The sequence below is a fragment of the Ruegeria sp. K7 genome, assembly GCF_056531785.1.
This window is the reverse complement of the sequence record NZ_JBQFMJ010000001.1, coordinates 54,023-72,709: the sequence shown is the minus strand read 5'-3', so window position 1 is coordinate 72,709 and position 18,687 is coordinate 54,023. Positions and strand designations below refer to the sequence as shown.

Genomic DNA, 18,687 nt, shown 5'->3' with positions numbered 1-18,687 from the left:
TGGGTATCGCCTGTCATTGCATGTGTCTCCGTCTTTTTCAGTTTATTTGACGCTATCCGCCTATCGCCGCTAGGCTTGGGGAATGCGTGCCATCCTTTTGTGCCTGAGCCTGTCGCTGTCTGCCACCCCTTCGTTATCGCAGGAGGCGCTTGGGCTTGCGGCTCCGGATCAGGTGAGGGACTCGGGTCTACTGCAACATATTCTTCCGCGCTTTTCCCTCAAGACCGGAATCCGGGTTATCGCCGATGAAAACGGGATAATGTCTGTGGCGGCCTCCCCGCCGGGTAAGCCCGTCTTTGCCCGGGATGGCGTCACCTACCATCTTCGTATTCAGGATGACCCCCGCCAGGTCCGGTTTGAGGACTGGATGCTGTCGGACATTGGAAAGCGCACGATCGAAAGCTTTGTGCCGGATCAGGGCCCTCCTTTCGATACGCAGTTTGACACCGTTGAAACTGCAGAAGAAACGGCAACGAACGCGAACACTGAGATCGGGCGCGAGCTGTCGTTTACCCATTGCGGAAGGTGTCATGTTATTGGTCCGCGCAACCGCATGAACGGTCTGGGCTCGACCCCTTCCTTTGCGGTTCTGCGCGCCATGCCCGACTGGTCGGAGCGGTTCGAAGCCTTCTTTGCGCTGAACCCGCACCCTTCGTTCACGCAAATCGCGGGGCTGACACCGCCGTTCGATCCGACCCGGCCCTCGCCTATTCACCCGGTCGAAATCACGCTGGAGGACTTGGAGGCCATCCTCGCCTTCGTATCGCACATCCGCGCGGCCGATCTGGGCGCGCCACTGCAGCATCAGTGATCCTTTCGCTTCGAGAAGTAGTCCTCGGTGTTGACAACACGCGGCCTTGGGCTGGATTGAAAAGGATTGTCCTGGTGCTGAAACTGCGCATTTACACGGCAATTGTCGCACATCTGGATCATCCGCGCCTGTTCGGATGAGGCAAACATCGGATGGCTTCCCGACAGTTTGTCCATAATGCGCTCGACCGTGGACTTCACACCGAACAACGCTCCACACTCGACGCAGGCAAAGGGTTCTTCCTCGTTCAACACCTGCTGAGACAGGGCTTTGTCACTCAGGTCCAGCTGCGGGACCAGAGCAATCGCTTTTTCGGGGCAGATCGTCCGACACAGGCCACATTGCAAACACGCGTCCTGCTGGAAATTCAGTTGCGGCATATCCGGGTTGTCGACCAATGCGCCGGACGGGCACAGCGACACGCAGCTCAAACACAGCGTGCAGGCATCCGTATCAACAGCAATGGCCCCATATGGCGCGCCCTGTGGCAAAGTGATCGGCTCATGGGCGCCAGGGTTCAGCGCCTGCGCTGCCAGTCGCGCGACCTGCCGACGATTTCCCAAGGGGAGGACCGGATCGGTCAAAGCCTGCGGGACATGCTGATCGTAAAGACGGTCAGACAGTGCATCCGGGTCAGTTTCATCAATCACACCAAGACACTCGGGATCGGCAATTGCCTGCGCCAGCATCAGTTCCTTGTCCAGCGCGTCCTTTTCGGTCGTTGGCGAAAGCAGGACATCGACTCGTGCAAATCCGTGGGCCAGACCGGCCAGCATTTCCGCATGACCAAAGCCCGAGATCACGCTCAGTTCCAGCGGGATCACATCCGCAGGCAAGCCCCGACCGAACCGGGCAGCAAGCCGGATCATCTCGGCCCCATGGGCATCGTGAACCAGCAAACGCGGAGCGATGCCTCCGGCCCTTCGGTAGGTGCGCGCCAGGACATGCATCCGGGACAGCAAAGCGGCCAGGGGCGGATCCTCGTAGGTGATCGCCGTCGACGGGCAAACCGATGAACATTCGCCGCATCCGGCGCAGATCATCGGATCTATTGCGACGTGTTCTCCGGCCGGAGTAATTGCACCCGTCGGACAAATGTCCAGACAATTCGTGCAAGCCACCTGTTCCGCCCGGGAATGGGCGCAAAGGGTTTCATCGAGACGAACATAGAGCGGCTTTTCGAACGTTCCAACCAATTGCGCCGCATCAAACGCCACCCTTTCGACGGCCAGCGCATCGCGCGGATCGGTGCGCAGGTAGCCTTCGCGCTTGGCCGGGGCCTGAACAAATGGGGTGCCGCCGGTCAGGTCGATCACAATGTCGCAGACCGATCGCGCGCCATCCTTTGCGTCGGTCCAACCGAACGCGCCCCGCCCGCCGGGTTTCAACTGCCTCAACCTGTCCAGCTTCAGCGAGAACGCACCAAGCGCCCCATTCAGCGTGCGCAGTTCCCCATGCACGACGTCAAACGATCTGGAGACCGGTACAGCGTCATCCGTGGCCAAAACCGTGATCGCCAAAGTATCTGACAAGCGCCCGGCCAGCGCAAAAGTGGCCTCGCCCGGCCCAATGATAAAGCAGGTCCCTTCGCTAACGACATCGACGCTGGGAGTGATCGGTTGCGGCAGCAGTGCTTCGGCGGCCAGCGCAGCCATCTTGGGTGCCGCATCCTGCCCCTGTTCGGACCAACCTGCGCGGTCGCGCAGATCGACAAAGCCGGGCGTTTCAACACCCAGATCGTCGGCAAGGTCACGAAACACGTCCTGCTCCTGCCCGCAGGCTATGATTGTCGTATCCTCGCCTTTCAGCGCATCGGCGGCGGCTTCCAGTTCCCGCGTGCACAGCGCGCTGTGAATTTTGGAACACGCCACGTCGCAGGCCGAGGCCACCTTGTCCGCATCCAGCGATTGGGTTCCTGCGCAATCGCAAAGCAGCATCTTTATGGCCATATCCATCCCCATCGCTTTCCCCACCCTCAGCACATTAAGCCGTATGCGCAGTGAGGCAATGTCCACGGCACCAAAGAAGGGTTTATTCGCCGGATCGACCCCGCATAACCCTCGCCCGGGCACCAAAATTCATTACCAATTGGTTAAAAAATAAACTTGTGGTGATCAATTGTCATGTTTCGCTCTAATAAGATGCTTGGCGAAAAGCCGTATTGTGTACCATAGTGGACACCAAGGAAGGCAGGGGAGAGCCTTTCGGGGAGGATTAGGTGGCCAGGGCCGCAAATCAGATCGAAATGCCGGTTGGCGTTGTTGTGCGCAAAACACCGGGTGTGACCCGTTGGGCGCGGTGGAGCTGGCGTGCAGTGGCGGCTTTGCCCGGAGCAGGACCTGCAGATTGGAAGGAATTGCGCCGCGAGGGGGAAGCCGTGGAGTACCACGCAGCCACCCTTCCGCTGACACTCTGGGCAGACGAAACCGAAGCCTACATGGTGAACCTCGCTGACATTCAGCCGTCCGTCTATCTGGTCTTGCGGGACGAGCTTGACGGAGATCATCCGTTGAATGCGGTTCTAATCACGGCTTCTCCTTTTGAAGGTCAGGACTATGCAGATACCGGAGAAGAGATCGTCGAAAAAATCCCCATGAGCGAAGGTCTGATTGCGTGGGTGCGCGACTTTACCCTGCAACATCACCGGGATGAGGTGTTCGTCAAACGCCGCCGTGACAAGAAACGGACCGATCTGGTGGAAGATGGAAAAGGGGATGCGCGCATTCGGCAGGCCTCGGACGTGTATCGCGCGCCGCGGAGGATCGTGCAATGACGGAAGTGCGCGATTTCTGGTCCCGCCGCAAGGCTGCCGTTCAGGCTGAAGCCGAGGCTGAACGCACCTCCTCCGAAGCGCAGAAAGTGGCAGAACAGCAGGCAGAGCTGGAAGAGAAGTCAGATGCGGAGATTCTTGCCGCATTCGATCTGCCGGACCCGGATGATCTGAAACCCGGTGACGACATTTCAGGGTTCATGGCCCAGGCCGTCCCCGACCGCCTCCGCCGACGTGCATTGCGACGCCTGTGGCGATTGAATCCGGTTCTGGCCAATGTGGACGGGCTGGTCGACTACGGTGAGGACTATACGGACGCCGCATGCGTCATCGAGAACATTCAGACGGCCTATCAGGTCGGCAAAGGTATGCTGGCCCATGTCGAGGCGCTGGCCGCCGAAGATGATGAAGAAGAACGTCCACCCGAAGGCGAGGACGAGGTGATCACCGAAGTCCGGGACGAACCGGCACTCGTTGAGGACACGCGACCGGAACCTGTACAGGTCGCAGAAAGCGATACGCCTGACGATACCGAACTAACCCCTGCCCCGCGCCGTATGACGTTTGAATTCGAAGGATAGCCCAATGACCGCAAGCAACGCGCAAAACCTGGATGTCTCGGCCGAAGACCGACTGCGCGCGGATTTCTACAACTTTCTTGGTTTGCTGTTGGCGGGCCCGCCGGATCAGTTGCTGCTGGATCAGATGGCCGGATTGGGTGGCGACGACACTGAACTGGGCAAGGCCATTCAGGCCATGGCAAGGGTTGCCAAAGTCACCAAACCCGCAGCGGCGGAACGGGAATTCAATGCGCTGTTCATCGGGTTGGGTCGGGGCGAGTTGCTGCCTTATGCCAGCTTCTACCTGACGGGTTTCCTGAACGAGAAACCACTGGCCCATCTACGCAACGACATGGCAGCGCGTGGGATTACGCGGGCGCAAAACGTGTTTGAACCCGAGGACAACATCGCGTCGCTGATGGAGATGATGGCGGGCATGATCGTCGGGCGCTTTGACGCGCCTGCCACGCTGGAGGACCAGAAGGTGTTCTGGAACAAGCACATCGGCCCATGGGCCATGCATTTCTATTCGGATCTCGAAGCCGCCGAAGCTTCGGTTCTCTATGCCTCGGTCGGAACAGCAGGCCGGGTTTTCATGGAGATCGAGCGGGAGGCTTTCCGGATGACGGCAGCGTAACTTGCTGCCATTCGCCAGCGCCCCAAACGGCGCTAATTCGCAATTGGGAAGGAGGAGCCCATGAGCAAGACCAAGGAAGACGGCGCCACACGCCGCGATTTCCTGAAACTGGCCGGTACCGCAGCACCCGCTGCCGTTGCCGCCGCCAGCCTGACCGGGAAAGCCGAGGCAGCCGAGCTGCCGACGGACGAGACCCGGATTCAGGACACAGCGCATACGCGCGCATACTTGAAAAGCGCGCGCTTCTGAGCCGCGACGACAGCGCCCGGGTCTGATCCGGACGACGTCACACCCGACTGACGGTTGCGATTGGCCCTGACGTCGGCTTCAGCAGTACCAAGCCAGCCATGGCTCACATGGCCAGCAAGGGAGGAAAACAATGCTTAGGAAAAAGACCAACGGGGTTGCGAGACGCCCCCAGCGGACAAGTATCCTGTCCCAGGTCGGCGAAAAAACCGTCGATCGCCGCGCATTCCTGCGTGGCTCGGGCCTGACGATCGGCGGCCTTGCCGCGATCAGCGCCACGGGTGGAACCGTGACGCCAGCCAGCGCCCAGACAGCGGCAAACCAGGCCGTTGAGAATATCAAATCCGTATGCACCCACTGTTCGGTCGGCTGTACAGTCGTCGCCGAAGTGCAGAACGGTGTCTGGATCGGGCAAGAACCCGGTTGGGACAGCCCGTTCAACCTGGGTGCGCACTGCGCCAAGGGTGCCTCGGTCCGCGAGCATGCCCACGGCGAGCGTCGCCTCAAGTATCCAATGAAAAAGGAAGGCGGCGAGTGGAAGCGCATCAGCTGGGAAGAGGCGATCAACGAGATCGGCGACGGCATGATGAGCATCCGCGAGGAATCCGGGCCGGACAGCGTGTACTGGCTGGGGTCCGCGAAGCATAACAACGAACAGGCCTATCTGTTCCGCAAGTTCGCCGCCTACTGGGGCACGAACAACGTGGACCATCAGGCCCGTATCTGCCACTCTACCACTGTTGCGGGTGTTGCGAATACATGGGGCTACGGTGCCATGACCAATTCGTATAACGACATCCACAATTCCCGGGCCATCTTCATCATCGGCGGCAACCCGGCCGAGGCGCACCCCGTCTCACTGCTGCATGTTCTGCGCGCGAAAGAGCAGAACAACGCGCCGCTGATCGTCTGCGACCCGCGCTTTACGCGCACCGCGGCGCATGCAGATGAATATGTCCGCTTCCGCCCCGGCACAGACGTTGCGCTGATCTGGGGTATCCTGTGGCACATATTCGACAACGGCTGGGAAGACAAAGAGTTCATCCGCACCCGTGTCTGGGGCATGGACCAGATCCGTGAAGAGGTTGCCAAGTGGAACCCGGATGAGGTCGAGCGCGTCACCGGTACTCCGGGCTCGCAGTTGAAGCGCGTTGCGCGGACCATGGCCAACAACCGTCCCGGCACCGTGATCTGGTGCATGGGCGGTACGCAGCACACCAACGGCAACAACAACACACGCGCATACTGCGTGTTGCAGCTTGCCTTGGGTAACATGGGCGCCTCGGGTGGTGGGACCAACATCTTCCGCGGCCATGACAACGTGCAGGGCGCGACGGACCTGGGTGTTCTATCACACACCCTGCCCGGCTACTATGGCCTGTCGGCCGGCGCCTGGGGCCATTGGGCCCGCGTCTGGGGTGAAGAACCGGAATGGCTGGCTGGCCAGTTCGCCACGATCAAGGACAAGGAAGGCAAGGACAAACCACTTCAGAACGAACGTGGCATCCCTGTTTCCCGATGGATCGACGGTGTTCTGGAGGACCCGGCGAACATGGATCAGGACAACAACGTCCGTGCCATGGTTCTGTGGGGTCACGCTCCGAACTCGCAAACGCGAGGCCCGGAGATGAAAACGGCGATGGAGAAGTTGGACATGCTGGTCGTGATCGACCCGTATCCCACCGTCTCGGCCGTTCTGCATGACCGCACCGATGGGGTCTACCTGTTGCCCGCCTGCACGCAGTTCGAAACCCGTGGCTCGGTCACGGCGTCGAACCGTTCGCTGCAGTGGCGCGACAAGGTGGTTGATCCGCTGTTCGAAAGCCTGCCGGACGAGGTCATCATGGCCAAGTTCGCCAACAAGTTCGGCTGGGCGGATCGGTTCTTCCGCAATATCGAGATGGAAGACCCGGAAACGCCGAATGTTGAAAGCATCACCCGTGAGTTCAACTCGGGCCTCTGGACCATCGGCTACACCGGTCAGTCGCCGGAACGTCTGAAAAGCCATATGGCCAACCAGCACACGTTCGACAGAACCACGCTGCAAGCCATTGGCGGACCCAACGACGGCGAGTACTATGGCCTGCCCTGGCCCTGCTGGGGAACACCGGAAATGGGTCATACGGGGACACCGAACCTGTATGATATGTCCAAACCGGTGGCCGAAGGCGGCCTGACCTTCCGCGCCCGTTTTGGCGTAGAACGCGACGGCGATAACCTGCTGGCCGAAGGTGTCTATAGCGTTGGATCGGAAATCCAGGACGGTTATCCCGAGTTCACGATGCAGATGCTGATGGACCTTGGCTGGGACGGTGACCTCACCGCTGAGGAACGCGCGGCTATCGACGCCGTTGCGGGACCAGAGACCAACTGGAAGACCGACCTGTCCGGCGGTATCCAGCGGGTCGCGATCGCTCATGGCTGTGCGCCCTTCGGGAACGCAAAAGCCCGCGCGGTCGTCTGGACCTTCCCGGATCCGATCCCACTGCATCGCGAGCCGCTCTATACCAACCGGCGCGATCTGGTGGAGGACTATCCGACCTACGAGGACCGGCATGCCTATCGCCTGCCCACCCTTTATGCTTCGATCCAAAAGAACGACTTTTCAAAGGATTACCCGATAATCCTGACGTCAGGTCGTTTAGTCGAATATGAAGGTGGCGGTGATGAGACGCGGTCGAATCCGTGGCTGGCTGAACTGCAGCAGGACATGTTCGTCGAGATCAATCCGCGCGATGCCAACAACCTTGGTATTCGTGACGGGTCGCAGGTCTGGGTCGAAGGTCCCGAAGGCGGCAAGGTCAAGGTAATGGCGATGCTGACCAACAGGGTCGGTGCCGGCGTGGCCTTCATGCCGTTCCACTTCGGCGGCCATTTCCAGGGCGAAGACCTCAGGGCGAAATACCCTGCTGGTGCCGATCCCTATGTCTTGGGTGAAAGTTCCAACACCGCCCAGACCTATGGCTATGATTCAGTGACCCAGATGCAGGAGACCAAGTGTACTCTCTGCAAGATCTGGGCAGCGTAAGGAGGACGATAATGGCTAGAGCAAAGTTTCTCTGCGACGCTGAACGCTGCATCGAGTGCAACGCCTGCGTGACCGCGTGCAAGAACGAACACGAGGTGCCGTGGGGCATCAACCGCCGCAGGGTGGTGACGATCAATGACGGTAATCCGGGCGAACGCTCGATCTCGGTTGCCTGCATGCATTGTTCGGATGCACCTTGCATGGCGGTGTGCCCGGTCGACTGCTTCTATCAGAACGAGGAAGGCGTCGTCCTGCACTCCAAGGACCTGTGCATCGGCTGCGGCTATTGCTTCTACGCGTGCCCATTCGGCGCGCCGCAATACCCGCAGGCCGGTAACTTCGGATCGCGCGGCAAGATGGACAAATGTACCTTCTGCGCCGGCGGCCCCGAGGAAACGCACTCGACCGCAGAGTTCGCCAAGTACGGTCGCAATCGGATCGCCGAGGGCAAACTGCCCATCTGCGCCGAAATGTGTTCCACCAAGGCCCTGCTTGCCGGTGACGGCGATGTGGTCTCGGCCATCTACCGCGAGCGCGTCGTCGCCCGTGGCTTTGGCTCGGGCGCCTGGGGTTGGGGCACGGCCTACGACCAGAAAGACGGATAAAACCGTTTTCTTGAACCAAACAGACGACCCGCTGCGCCGGGTCGTCTGACTAGGGATTTTGACCGAGGTTCAGATGTTCCGCTTGCTCACCGTATTGCTGCTGACATTCTCGATGGCCCAGATCGCCGTCGCCCAATCAAGTGAAACCCAAGCCCCCGCCCCTGCCGACAGGTCAGCGACTGGCGGCGCGACAACGCTTGAAGACATCCTGGCGCGTCAGCGCGGCGAAAAGGTGGATAACAGCTATCGCTCGGACAATACCGGCCAAGGCAACGCCGAAGGCTTGCTTGGCCAGTTGGGGACGCGCGGCGTCGCCTCGGACAGCGATGTCTATCGCGCCCTTCGCTATGGCTCGGCAGACGTGACGGTGTCGTCCAAAGGGCCAGCGGCCGGAGTACTGATCCAAGACGGCGGTATGTGGTGGCTGAACTTTCGAACCGGACCGCTGCGCGAATACGGAACCTATATCGTGGGCGGAATGCTGGCGGTCATCGTATTGTTTTTCCTGATCCGCGGGAAAATCCGCATCGATGGCGAAAGGACCGGCCGCACGGTGACCCGCTTCAATGGATTTGAAAGGTTTGGCCATTGGCTGTTTGCCGGGTCGTTCCTGATCCTCGGCGTCACGGGTCTGCTGACTCTATATGGCCGCGACTTCCTGATCCCGCTTGTCGGCAAGGAAGGGTTTGCAACGATTGCTCAGGGGTGCAAATGGCTGCACAACAACCTCGCCTGGGCTTTCATGCTTGGCCTGATCATCGTCACGGTGAACTGGATCGCCCACAATATCCCCAACCGGACCGACCTGAAATGGCTCGCTGCCGGAGGAGGCCTGTTTTCCAAAGGCAGTCACCCGCCCGCCTGGAAGTTCAACGCGGGCCAAAAAATCATCTTCTGGGCCTGTATCCTGCTTGGCGTCTCAATTAGCTTGTCCGGTCTGTCGCTTCTGTTCCCCTTTGAACTGCCGATGTTCGCAAAGACCTTCTCGGTCGCCAACGCGACCGGGCTTCCGCAAATGCTGGGCCTGACCCTGCCCGAGCAGATGTCCCCGCAGGAAGAGATGCAGTATGCCCAAGTCTGGCACGTGATGGTCGCGTATGTGTTCATCGCCATCATCATAGCCCATATCTATCTGGGCTCGGTCGGCATGGAGGGCGCATTTGACGCCATGGGCACGGGCGAGGTCGAGGAACAATGGGCGCGCGAGCATCATTCGCTGTGGCTGGAAGACGTCCAGGAAAAAGAGGCTGGCAAGGCAGCGGCCTCGCCCGCGGAATAGATGCGCAAGCTGGTCATAGCACTGGCCCTGATCCCCTTCCCGGCTTTGGCCGAGTTTTTCACGCTCAAGGGTCACGGCGGGCCGATCATGGGGATCGCCGCTGCGCCGGACGGACGGATTGCGACTGCCAGTTTCGACAACTCGGTCGGGCTGTGGTCGGACCGCAAGCCGGAATGGCTTGAAGGGCACGAGGCCGCCGTCAATTCCGTCGCCTTCAACGGCCGAGCTGTCTACTCCGCCGGAGACGATTTCACGCTGCGTCGCTGGCCGGACGGAGAGATCGTTGGCCAACACAAAGGCAAGATCGTTGGGCTTGCCGCCTCGAAGACGCATGTGGCCACGGCCAGTTGGGACGGAACCATCGGGATTTGGCCAGAAGATGGTTCGGCCTCGCTGACACTTCAGGCGGGCAGCGGCGTGAATGCCGTTACCTTTTCCCCGGATGGGGCCACGTTATACTCGGCGGGCATGGACGGTACATTGCGCGTTTGGGACGTTGCCAGTGGACAGGAAACTGACCGGATGGTCGAACACGGGTTCGGTATTAACGAACTGGTTCTGAACTCCACTGACAACTGGATCGCCTATGGCGCCGTGGACGGTGTGACGCGCATCCTGGACCTGACAACCGACGAAGAACGCGACTTTACGCTCGACCGCCGTCCAATCCTTGCGCTGGCGCTTAGCCCCGATCGCAACCTTTTGGCGGTCGGCGATGGCGAAGGCTACATCATGGTGATCGACACGGTAGAATGGCGCATCGCGCAGGATTTCCGTGCAACCTTGCGCGGGCCGGTTTGGGCATTGGCCTTCTCGTCGGACGGTCAGAACATCCATGCCGGCGGCATTGACGAGGCGATGTACAGCTGGCCCGTCGCCGCCCTTGGGGATCAGGAACAAATGGCCGCAGCCGAACCCAGCTTCCTTAAAAACCCGGAAGAGATGAGCAATGGCGAACGCCAGTTTACCCGAAAATGCTCGATCTGCCACAGCTTGACCCCCGACAATGAACGACGGGCCGGACCGACTTTGCACGGTGTTTTTGGCCGGCAGGCAGGCACCCTGCCCGGATATTTCTACTCGGACACGCTGCAAGACTCTGATATCGTTTGGAATGAGGACACAATTAATACCTTGTTCGATCAGGGTCCGGACCATTACATTCCGGGATCGAAGATGCCGATGCAGCGGATCGCCGGGTCACAGGACAGAGTGGATCTGATCGACTTTCTGCGCCGCGCCACGGCACCAGAAAACTGAGCCGGAGGGAACCATGAAAGCCTTTCTTGCCGCCGTTGCGGCGATGGTCGTTATCACTGTCAGCGCGCCTTATGCTCTGAAACAGGCCGGGTTCAGTGCTGCGGACGCAGGGTCTGGTTCCGCGGTACGCCTCGACTGAATGTCCCACTACCTTACCACAAAAGAACTGGCCGACCTGCTGCGCATTGGTGAGCGGAAGGCCTATGATCTGGCCTCCTCGGGCGAAGTGCCTTGCGTGCGTGCGATGGGCAAGCTGCTGTTCCCCCGAGCCGAGGTCATCGCCTGGCTGAATGCGTCGCGGTCCGGGCCGCAGGTCGCGGAACCGCCCCTTCCGCCGATTGTCGCAGGAAGTCACGATCCCCTACTGGACTGGGCCTTGCGGGAAAGCGGATCGGGTCTGGCAACATATTACGACGGGTCTTTCGACGGCCTGAACCGCCTGAAAGATCGCAGCGCGCAGGCTGCCGTGTTGCATATCCACGAAGAAAACGGGTTCAACACCCAGGCGATGCGCAACACCTTCGGCGAAGCACCGGTTGTCCTTATCGAGATCGCGCAAAGACAGCGCGGTCTGTTGCTGGCCCCAGGCGTGTCGGGCATCAGGGAATTTGAGGACCTGAAAGCGCGGCGGGTCATACTCCGTCAGGATAGTGCGGCAAGCCAACATCTGTTCGACGTACAACTGTCCGCCTGCGGCCTCACTCGGGATGATCTGGACGCGCTGCCATCCTGCGCCCGAACCGAGGAAGAACTGGCTGTGGCCCTGCACGATGCCAAAGCCGAGGTCGGATTCGGATTGGGGGCCTTGGCCGGACTGTATAATCTTGGTTTTGTCCCGACGCATACCGAGAGGCTGGACCTTGCAATCTGGCGACGCGCTTATTTTGACGCACCCCTGCAAAAGCTGCTGGGATTCCTGCGATCAGAACGATTTTCCACTCGAGCAACCGAATTCGGCGGATACGATCTGTCCCGTATGGGAACAGTCCATCATAACGGGGCCAGTGGCTGAGCGCCTGCTTTCATCTGGCGTTTGGGAAGAACAGCTGTTGGCCGTCCAACTGGTAGGACTCGATGGCGGCCTGCCCGTCAGGCCCTGTCAGCCAGTCGATAAAACGCTGCCCGGCAGCGGCCCTGACACCCGGATACTTTTCCGGGTTAACCAGAATGATGCCGTATTGGTTGAAAAGGCGCGGATCACCTTCGACAAGAATTTCAAGATCGCCCTTGTTTCCGAATGACTGCCAGGTGGCCCGATCCGTCAGCGCATAGGCCTGCAACCCGCTTGCCACATTAAGCGTGGCGCCCATTCCCGATCCGGTTTCACTGTACCACCTCCCCGACGCTTTGGTCGGATCAATCCCTGCACTGGCCCAATGACGCATTTCGGCCTTGTGGGTTCCGCTGTCATCCCCGCGTGAGGCGAAAGGGGCCTCGGCCTCGGCTACCGCAGACAGGGCGGCCAGAACATCGGAGCCGCCGCGAATATCGGCCGGATCCGACTTGGGCCCTACAAGCACAAAGTCATTGTACATGACGTCAAAGCGTTCGACGCCCCAGCCGTCAGCAACGAACTGCTCTTCGGCGGGCTTTGAGTGCACCAGAAGGACATCACCGTCCCCATTGATCGCATTCCTGATCGCCTGCCCTGTGCCGACCGCGACGACCCGAACATCAATTCCGGTTTCCACTTCAAAACCCGGCAGGATGTAATCCAACAGGCCCGAGTTCTGCGTCGATGTGGTCGATTGAACGATGATAAACGGCGCTTCCGCCTGCGCGGGGGCAAGCTGCAGGCCAAACGCTACAACCGCTGCCCGAATGAAGTTTCGGATCATTCAGTTCTCCGTCGAGTTTTCAAGTGACCAGTCCGCCATCAAGGTAGCGTCGCGAGGCTTCGCTTGTCGGCGCCTCAAGTACCTGATTGGCGGCGCCATGTTCAACCACATGACCGGCCTGCATCATGACCACATCTGACGCCAATCGCCGGGCCTGACCGATGTCGTGCGTCACCATCACGATGCGGACGCCCCGCATGGAAGCCCGCAAGATCATCTGTTCGATTTTCTGCGTCGCGCCTGGGTCAAGTGCGCTGGTCGGTTCGTCCAGAAACAAGGTATCGGGCAATGTAGCCAGTGCCCGAAGAATGGCCAATCGCTGCGCCTCACCTCCGGAAAGGGATCGTGCCGCTTGACGCGCCTTGGCTTCCAGTCCGCCCTCGGTCAGCAGCTCTGCAATTCGGTCCCTGCGCTGAGCGTGGTTCAGCCCCTGTCGTTTCAGCACAAAGCCCAAATTGCCCGCAACAGAGCGGCGCAACAGAACCGGCCGCTGAAAAACCATCGCCTGACGTGCCTTGTGTTCGGCATTCAGCGGCACATTGTCCTGAAACACTCGACCACCGTCCGGCGCGATCAACCCATGCAGGCACCTGAGAAGAAGGCTTTTACCCGCCCCGTTCGGCCCGAGGATCAACGTCGGGCCAGGCCCGTCCAAAGTCAGTTCCCGCACGTTCAGCAGGTCCTTGCCATCACGCGCGATCCTGAGATCCTTCACCTGCAGTTTTCTATACATTTCACCGGCCAGATCACGCATGGCGTAATCCTTCCCGTTCAGCCCTGAGGCTCAGCGCGCTGACCATGGCATTTACCGCTACCGCAATTCCGATCAGGATCGCCCCAAGGGCCAGCGCAAGCGCCAGATTGCCCTTGGATGTCTCAAGCGCGATGGTGGTCGTCATGACCCGCGTCACGTGATTGATATTGCCGCCGACGATGATCACTGCGCCAACCTCGGCAATGGCCCGCCCGAAGCCCGCAAGCAACGCCGTGGCAAGTGCCAGCCGGGCATCCCACAACAAGACCGGAACCGAGGCCAGTCGCGACACGCCAAGCGAGCGCAACTGCTCCGAATACTCTTCGGCCAGCATCTCGACCACCTGTCGTGTCAATGCTGCGACGATGGGCGTGACCAGAACCACCTGCGCGATGATCATAGCGGTTGGTGTGTAAAGCAGCTGCAAGACGCCCAATGGCCCTGACCGTGACAACATCAGATAGACAAGCAACCCGACCACCACGGGCGGCAAACCCATCAGGGCGTTCATCAGAACAATCAGCACTCGGCGTCCCGGAAACCGAGCCACGGCAAGAGCAGCGCCCAAGGGCATGCCGATGGCGGCTGAAATCAACACGGCAAAGATCGAAACGCGCAGGGATAGCAGGACAATCGACCAAAGCTCTGTATCCCCGTTCAGGATCAGAGCCATCGCCTTGCTGAATTCTGATGCAAAATCCTGCATTTCATCCCACTTGAAGGCCAACTCGTACGAATTGCATCAATTCACAACGAAATACTAATCGGAAATGATTGTAAGTACAGACACTTTTGCGGCACCTCAAACCAAAAACGCGGCCCGTTTCCAAGCCGCGTTTCGTTGTTTCAAGTAATCCGGTTGTCAGTTCAATGCTGCATCCGTGATCTTATGAGTCCATGCCCCTTCCGGTTCCTTCGTGATGGCAGGGTTTTCCGCGGACACGGCCGACAGAAGCGTCTTCACGGTCTGCTCATAATCGCTGGGGTCAAGCGCGCCATCCGATCCTTCGATCAGCTTTGCGATTTCACCCATCATATAGACCTGATGATCCAGTTCCTGTGCGCCGGTTTCGTCAAACTCCAGCACGATCTCGGCTGCTTCTTCCTGGTTCTCGGCAGCGTATTTCCACCCTTTCATCGAAGCCCGAACAAAGCGCTCCATCTTGTCGACAAAGGCCGGGTCATCCAGGTTTTCTTCCATGACGTACAGACCATCTTCGAGCATACCAAAGCCCATCTGCAGGTAGTTGAAGGTCACCAGTTCTTCCGGGGTGATACCGGCCTGCAGGATCTGGCGGTACTCGTTGTAAGTCATGGTCGAAATGCAATCAGCCTGCCCCTGAATCAGAGGATCTGCCGAAAACGCCTGCTTCAGAACCGTAACACCGTTTTCATCCGCACCATCCGTCTCGATTCCCAGAGATGCCATCCATGCATAGAACGGGTATTCGTTCCCGAAGAACCAGACACCCATCGTCCGCCCCGGGAAATCTTCCGGAGATTCAACGCCGGTGGACTTCAAACAGTTGACCTGCAATCCGCCGGTCTTGAAGGGCTGCGCGATGTTGACCAAGGGTACGCCCCGCTCACGCGCCGCAAGTCCGGCTGCCATCCATGTGGTGATGACGTCAGCCCCGCCCCCTGCGATGACCTGTTCCGGCGCGATATCAGGGCCGCCGGGCTTGATCGTGACATCCAGCCCTTCTTCGTCATAATAGCCTTTTGCTTCGGCCACGAAATAGCCCGCGAACTGCGCCTGACCGACCCATTTCAACTGTAGCGTTACCTCGTCCGCCGCCAGCGCCGTAGTGGCTGCCAGGCTGAAGGCTGTAACCGCCCCGCTGAGTAGCTTATTCATCTTCATTTCTCCTAGTTGCTATTGGTGCCCCGTTTTCGGGGTCTGTTGAATTCTTTCCTGCGTTATCCTCGTTGTGACGGATGCCAGAATGTCACCGCCTTTTCGATCATAGCCACCAGCCCGTAAAAAGCCGTTCCGGCCAGCGCGGCCACAACAATCTCGGCCCAGACCATATCCAGCGACAATTGTCCGACGCTGGTCGAAATTCGAAAGCCCATCCCGACTATGGGCGAACCAAAGAACTCGGCCACGATAGCGCCGATCAGGGCCAAGGTGGTAGAAATCTTTAGTCCGTTGAAAATGAATGGCATCGCCGCAGGAAGGCGGAGTTTCACAAAGCTCTGCCAATAGGTCGCCGCATAGGTCTCCATCAGGTCGCGCTGCATGGTTGTCGCTTCGCGCAGGCCAGCCACGGTGTTGACCAGCATGGGAAAGAACACCATCACAACCACGACGGCGGCCTTGGAATGCCAGTCGAACCCGTACCACATCACCAGAATGGGTGCGGTGCCCACGATCGGCAGCGCAGCAACGAAGTTACCAACCGGCAGCAGACCCAGGCGCAGGAAATCCCACCGGTCCACGGCAATCGCCATCAGAAACGCCGCGCCGCAACCAATCACATATCCGCTGAAGGCGCCTTTGATGATCGTCTGCACGAAATCGGCCCAGAGGATCGGCAAACTGTCCGCAAACCGCAGCGCGATGACCGACGGTGCGGGCAGAATGACCAGAGGAACATCCAGCCCACGCACCAGCATTTCCCAGATGCCAACAACCGTCAGCCCGAAAACCAGAGGGGCCAGAAACCTGACCATGCGCGTGTCGGCCCAGGGACCACTGGCCAGCCGGCTGTTCAGCCACCAGCCGAACACCCACAACAGGACTGCACCAAAAACCAGTATCATTGCGCCATCCCCATGCGTTTCAGTACCGCCCGTTCAATCAGACCCAACAGACCCACTAGGCAAGCCGCCAGAATGGCCGCCGCGAACAGGGCTGACCAGATCTGAACCGTCTGACCGTAGTAGCTGCCTGCCAGCAGCCGCGCGCCCAGACCGGCAACCGCACCTGTCGGCAGTTCTCCGACAATTGCGCCGACCAGCGACGCTGCGATGCCGATTTTGAGCGAAGCGAACAGGTACGGCATCGATGCGGGCAGGCGCAGTTTCCAGAACCCCTGCGACGTGTTGGCATTGTAGGTCCGCAGCAGGTCAAGTTGCATGGCATCCGGGCTGCGCAAGCCTTTGACCATGCCGACAACAACCGGGAAAAAGCTCAGGTAGGCCGAGATGATCGCCTTGGGAATAATCCCCTGAACACCCACCGAATACAGAACGACGATGATCATCGGCGCCAAAGCAATGATCGGGATCGTCTGGCTGACAATTGCCCAGGGCATAACAGACAGGTCCATGACCCGACTATGGACAATCCCAACGGCCAGCAAAATGCCAAGCCCGGTACCAATGACAAAACCCAGCATCGTGGCGCTTAAGGTTACCCAACCATGATACACCAGCGACCGCTTGGAGGTGATATTCTTGCCTATCGTGGTCTCCCACAGCTCGATCGCGACCTGGTGCGGGGATGGCAGGCGCGGTTTTTTCTGCTCCCACGTGGCGGGGATCGCAAAGCTGTTGCTCAAAACCAGCCTGGCCTCTCCCATGTCGCGGCGCGCGCTGGCGGTCGGCGGCTGAACCTCAGCCCCGCCGCGCTCAAGCTCGGACAGCACACCCTTGATGTTCATCGGAACACAGGCGGCGTACCAAATGGCAACGATAGCAGCCACGACTGTCAACACGGCAACAATCTGCTTCATGCACGCCACTCCATCCGGATCACTGGCAGGGTTTCGGGCGGCACGGGCGGCTCCGTTCCGGCCTCGACAAACCCTTCCCGGCGATAGAACCTTTGCGCTGCCTTGTTCGGCTCATGTGTTGTCAGCCACAGAAAATCGCGATTTTCCTTGGCCTTGTCCAACAACCGCTTACCAATCCCCTTGCCGGTTCGCAGGCAGTATAATGCGCCGACCTTGCACGCCACGGGATCAACGGACATGTAGCAGTCTACCGGGTCGCCCACGACCCAGATTTCGCGTTGCGGAAAGGCCTCATTGATCAATCCGGCAAGCTTTTCCACGGGCAGTTCTTCGGGCATCCAGCATGTTGCCTTCATCCAAGTCGAGATAACTTGTGCGCAGGCCGGGACATCGTCCCGCTCTGCCCGTCTGATAGATTCACCCGGCATCAGACGTCATCCCCGTGACCGGCACGCAGCCCCTCGCGCACGCGGTGGGCCACCTCAATGAATTCCGAAGAATCCCGGATGTCCAAAGGCCGTTCCTTGGGCAGCGGGCTGTCGATCACATCCGTGATCCGTCCCGGACGCGGGCTCATCACTACGATCTTGGTGCTCAGATACACCGCCTCGGGGATCGAGTGGGTCACAAACCCGATTGTCTTTTCCGTCCGCGCCCACAGCGCAAGAAGCTGTTCATTCAGGTGGTCGCGCACGATTTCGTCCAAAGCGCCGAAAGGTTCGTCCATCAGCAGGATATCGGCATCAAAAGCCAGCGCCCTGGCAATACTGGCACGTTGCTGCATCCCACCGGATAGCTGCCAAGGAAACTTGCCACCAAACCCTTCAAGATCAACAAGTTCCAGAACGTTCTTCACACGCTCATCCTGCTCGGCCGCCGAGTACCCCATGATCTCAAGCGGCAGCTTGATGTTCTTGGCGATGGTCCGCCAGGGATACAGCCCCGCCGCCTGAAACACATAGCCATAGGCCCGGTTCCGCCGCGCTTCATCCGGGGTCATGCCGTTTACTGTCAGGGTTCCCCCGGTCGGGGTTTCAAGTGCCGCGATACAGCGCAGGAAGGTGGTCTTGCCACAGCCCGAGGGGCCGATGAAACTGACAAAATCGCCCTTGTCGATCGACAGGTTTACATCTTTCAATGCGTGGATCGGCCCGTCATTGGTCTGGAAGGTGAGGTCCAGCTGTTTTGCCTGAATGACGGGCTGTTCATTACTTGTCAT

The 18,687-nt window shown here is 59.5% G+C and carries 20 protein-coding genes; 11 read left to right on the top strand and 9 right to left on the bottom strand.

The window, feature by feature from the left end:
* Positions 1 to 82: 82 nt before the first annotated feature.
* Positions 83 to 811 (top strand): hypothetical protein, encoded by a 729-nt coding sequence (locus ACR0FE_RS00350; RefSeq protein ID WP_480910185.1) that lies wholly within the window; start codon positions 83 to 85, stop codon positions 809 to 811.
* On the opposite strand, the gene ACR0FE_RS00345 is transcribed toward ACR0FE_RS00350, so the two are convergent.
* On the bottom strand, positions 805 to 2,760 hold the full coding sequence (locus ACR0FE_RS00345; RefSeq protein WP_480911366.1) for a 4Fe-4S binding protein: 1,956 nt from the start codon (positions 2,758 to 2,760) through the stop codon (positions 805 to 807). The genes ACR0FE_RS00350 and ACR0FE_RS00345 overlap by 7 nt on opposite strands.
* A gap of 269 nt (positions 2,761 to 3,029) precedes the next feature.
* On the opposite strand from ACR0FE_RS00345, the gene ACR0FE_RS00340 reads away from it, so the two are divergent.
* The 10 genes from ACR0FE_RS00340 to ACR0FE_RS00295 all read left to right on the top strand — a co-directional run bounded on the left by ACR0FE_RS00340 (position 3,030) and on the right by ACR0FE_RS00295 (position 12,208).
* Entirely contained in the window at positions 3,030 to 3,584 is a 555-nt protein-coding gene (locus ACR0FE_RS00340) for a DUF3305 domain-containing protein (RefSeq protein ID WP_170616196.1), read from the top strand.
* A complete protein-coding gene (locus ACR0FE_RS00335) occupies positions 3,581 to 4,162 on the top strand; it encodes a DUF3306 domain-containing protein (RefSeq protein WP_170616194.1) in 582 nt (193 codons plus the stop codon). Before ACR0FE_RS00340 ends, ACR0FE_RS00335 begins: the two co-directional genes overlap by 4 nt.
* A 4-nt stretch (positions 4,163 to 4,166) precedes the next feature.
* Complete coding sequence (locus ACR0FE_RS00330) at positions 4,167 to 4,778, top strand: TorD/DmsD family molecular chaperone (protein WP_480910183.1); 612 nt, start codon at positions 4,167 to 4,169, stop codon at positions 4,776 to 4,778.
* A 60-nt stretch (positions 4,779 to 4,838) separates the two neighbouring features.
* Positions 4,839 to 5,027 (top strand): ubiquinol-cytochrome c reductase iron-sulfur subunit N-terminal domain-containing protein, encoded by a 189-nt coding sequence (locus ACR0FE_RS00325; protein ID WP_170676697.1) that lies wholly within the window; start codon positions 4,839 to 4,841, stop codon positions 5,025 to 5,027.
* Between the two features lie 130 nt (positions 5,028 to 5,157).
* Complete coding sequence (locus tag ACR0FE_RS00320; protein ID WP_480811432.1) at positions 5,158 to 8,052, top strand: formate dehydrogenase subunit alpha; 2,895 nt, start codon at positions 5,158 to 5,160, stop codon at positions 8,050 to 8,052.
* 11 nt (positions 8,053 to 8,063) lie between these two features.
* Positions 8,064 to 8,657 carry a formate dehydrogenase FDH3 subunit beta gene (gene fdh3B, locus ACR0FE_RS00315; RefSeq protein ID WP_037307340.1) on the top strand — a complete coding sequence of 198 codons (594 nt, stop codon included), beginning with the start codon at positions 8,064 to 8,066 and terminating at the stop codon, positions 8,655 to 8,657.
* Positions 8,658 to 8,730: 73 nt separating this feature from the next.
* Positions 8,731 to 9,936, top strand: coding sequence for a formate dehydrogenase subunit gamma (locus ACR0FE_RS00310; protein WP_480910180.1), 1,206 nt, complete (start codon positions 8,731 to 8,733; stop codon positions 9,934 to 9,936).
* Entirely contained in the window at positions 9,937 to 11,196 is a 1,260-nt protein-coding gene (locus ACR0FE_RS00305) for a c-type cytochrome (RefSeq protein WP_480910178.1), read from the top strand.
* A gap of 13 nt (positions 11,197 to 11,209) precedes the next feature.
* A complete protein-coding gene (locus ACR0FE_RS00300) occupies positions 11,210 to 11,335 on the top strand; it encodes a hypothetical protein (RefSeq protein WP_321253456.1) in 126 nt (41 codons plus the stop codon).
* Positions 11,336 to 12,208 (top strand): substrate-binding domain-containing protein, encoded by an 873-nt coding sequence (locus ACR0FE_RS00295; protein ID WP_480910176.1) that lies wholly within the window; start codon positions 11,336 to 11,338, stop codon positions 12,206 to 12,208.
* A gap of 10 nt (positions 12,209 to 12,218) precedes the next feature.
* Here the strand turns inward: ACR0FE_RS00295 and ACR0FE_RS00290 are convergent, their stop codons facing one another.
* The 8 genes from ACR0FE_RS00290 to ACR0FE_RS00255 all read right to left on the bottom strand — a co-directional run bounded on the left by ACR0FE_RS00290 (position 12,219) and on the right by ACR0FE_RS00255 (position 18,687).
* Complete coding sequence (locus ACR0FE_RS00290) at positions 12,219 to 13,034, bottom strand: ABC transporter substrate-binding protein (protein WP_480910174.1); 816 nt, start codon at positions 13,032 to 13,034, stop codon at positions 12,219 to 12,221.
* A 19-nt stretch (positions 13,035 to 13,053) separates the two neighbouring features.
* Positions 13,054 to 13,788 carry an ATP-binding cassette domain-containing protein gene (locus ACR0FE_RS00285; RefSeq protein ID WP_480910172.1) on the bottom strand — a complete coding sequence of 245 codons (735 nt, stop codon included), beginning with the start codon at positions 13,786 to 13,788 and terminating at the stop codon, positions 13,054 to 13,056.
* Entirely contained in the window at positions 13,781 to 14,494 is a 714-nt protein-coding gene (locus ACR0FE_RS00280) for an ABC transporter permease (protein ID WP_480910170.1), read from the bottom strand. The genes ACR0FE_RS00285 and ACR0FE_RS00280 overlap by 8 nt, the downstream gene beginning before the upstream one ends.
* Positions 14,495 to 14,650: 156 nt before the next feature.
* Entirely contained in the window at positions 14,651 to 15,646 is a 996-nt protein-coding gene (locus ACR0FE_RS00275) for an ABC transporter substrate-binding protein (RefSeq protein WP_170616174.1), read from the bottom strand.
* 62 nt (positions 15,647 to 15,708) lie between these two features.
* On the bottom strand, positions 15,709 to 16,554 hold the full coding sequence (locus ACR0FE_RS00270; RefSeq protein ID WP_170616172.1) for an ABC transporter permease: 846 nt from the start codon (positions 16,552 to 16,554) through the stop codon (positions 15,709 to 15,711).
* Complete coding sequence (locus ACR0FE_RS00265) at positions 16,551 to 17,468, bottom strand: ABC transporter permease (RefSeq protein WP_480910167.1); 918 nt, start codon at positions 17,466 to 17,468, stop codon at positions 16,551 to 16,553. Before ACR0FE_RS00265 ends, ACR0FE_RS00270 begins: the two co-directional genes overlap by 4 nt.
* Positions 17,465 to 17,896, bottom strand: coding sequence for a GNAT family N-acetyltransferase (locus ACR0FE_RS00260; RefSeq protein WP_170616168.1), 432 nt, complete (start codon positions 17,894 to 17,896; stop codon positions 17,465 to 17,467). Before ACR0FE_RS00260 ends, ACR0FE_RS00265 begins: the two co-directional genes overlap by 4 nt.
* Entirely contained in the window at positions 17,896 to 18,687 is a 792-nt protein-coding gene (locus ACR0FE_RS00255) for an ABC transporter ATP-binding protein (protein ID WP_480910165.1), read from the bottom strand. The genes ACR0FE_RS00260 and ACR0FE_RS00255 overlap by 1 nt, the downstream gene beginning before the upstream one ends.

Excerpts from the sequence above, each read along its gene's own strand:
- ACR0FE_RS00350 (WP_480910185.1), top strand. The coding sequence starts at position 83 with ATGCGTGCCATCCTTTTGTGCCTGAGCCTGTCGCTGTCTGCCACCCCT.
- ACR0FE_RS00345 (WP_480911366.1), bottom strand. The coding sequence starts at position 2,760 with ATGGCCATAAAGATGCTGCTTTGCGATTGCGCAGGAACCCAATCGCTG.
- ACR0FE_RS00335 (WP_170616194.1), top strand. The coding sequence starts at position 3,581 with ATGACGGAAGTGCGCGATTTCTGGTCCCGCCGCAAGGCTGCCGTTCAG.
- ACR0FE_RS00330 (WP_480910183.1), top strand. The coding sequence starts at position 4,167 with ATGACCGCAAGCAACGCGCAAAACCTGGATGTCTCGGCCGAAGACCGA.
- ACR0FE_RS00325 (WP_170676697.1), top strand. The coding sequence starts at position 4,839 with ATGAGCAAGACCAAGGAAGACGGCGCCACACGCCGCGATTTCCTGAAA.
- ACR0FE_RS00320 (WP_480811432.1), top strand. The coding sequence starts at position 5,158 with ATGCTTAGGAAAAAGACCAACGGGGTTGCGAGACGCCCCCAGCGGACA.
- fdh3B (WP_037307340.1), top strand. The coding sequence starts at position 8,064 with ATGGCTAGAGCAAAGTTTCTCTGCGACGCTGAACGCTGCATCGAGTGC.
- ACR0FE_RS00310 (WP_480910180.1), top strand. The coding sequence starts at position 8,731 with ATGTTCCGCTTGCTCACCGTATTGCTGCTGACATTCTCGATGGCCCAG.
- ACR0FE_RS00305 (WP_480910178.1), top strand. The coding sequence starts at position 9,937 with ATGCGCAAGCTGGTCATAGCACTGGCCCTGATCCCCTTCCCGGCTTTG.
- ACR0FE_RS00300 (WP_321253456.1), top strand. The coding sequence starts at position 11,210 with ATGAAAGCCTTTCTTGCCGCCGTTGCGGCGATGGTCGTTATCACTGTC.
- ACR0FE_RS00295 (WP_480910176.1), top strand. The coding sequence starts at position 11,336 with ATGTCCCACTACCTTACCACAAAAGAACTGGCCGACCTGCTGCGCATT.
- ACR0FE_RS00290 (WP_480910174.1), bottom strand. The coding sequence starts at position 13,034 with ATGATCCGAAACTTCATTCGGGCAGCGGTTGTAGCGTTTGGCCTGCAG.
- ACR0FE_RS00285 (WP_480910172.1), bottom strand. The coding sequence starts at position 13,788 with ATGCGTGATCTGGCCGGTGAAATGTATAGAAAACTGCAGGTGAAGGAT.
- ACR0FE_RS00280 (WP_480910170.1), bottom strand. The coding sequence starts at position 14,494 with ATGCAGGATTTTGCATCAGAATTCAGCAAGGCGATGGCTCTGATCCTG.
- ACR0FE_RS00275 (WP_170616174.1), bottom strand. The coding sequence starts at position 15,646 with ATGAATAAGCTACTCAGCGGGGCGGTTACAGCCTTCAGCCTGGCAGCC.
- ACR0FE_RS00270 (WP_170616172.1), bottom strand. The coding sequence starts at position 16,554 with ATGATACTGGTTTTTGGTGCAGTCCTGTTGTGGGTGTTCGGCTGGTGG.
- ACR0FE_RS00265 (WP_480910167.1), bottom strand. The coding sequence starts at position 17,468 with ATGAAGCAGATTGTTGCCGTGTTGACAGTCGTGGCTGCTATCGTTGCC.
- ACR0FE_RS00260 (WP_170616168.1), bottom strand. The coding sequence starts at position 17,896 with ATGCCGGGTGAATCTATCAGACGGGCAGAGCGGGACGATGTCCCGGCC.
- ACR0FE_RS00255 (WP_480910165.1), bottom strand. The coding sequence starts at position 18,687 with ATGACAAGTAATGAACAGCCCGTCATTCAGGCAAAACAGCTGGACCTC.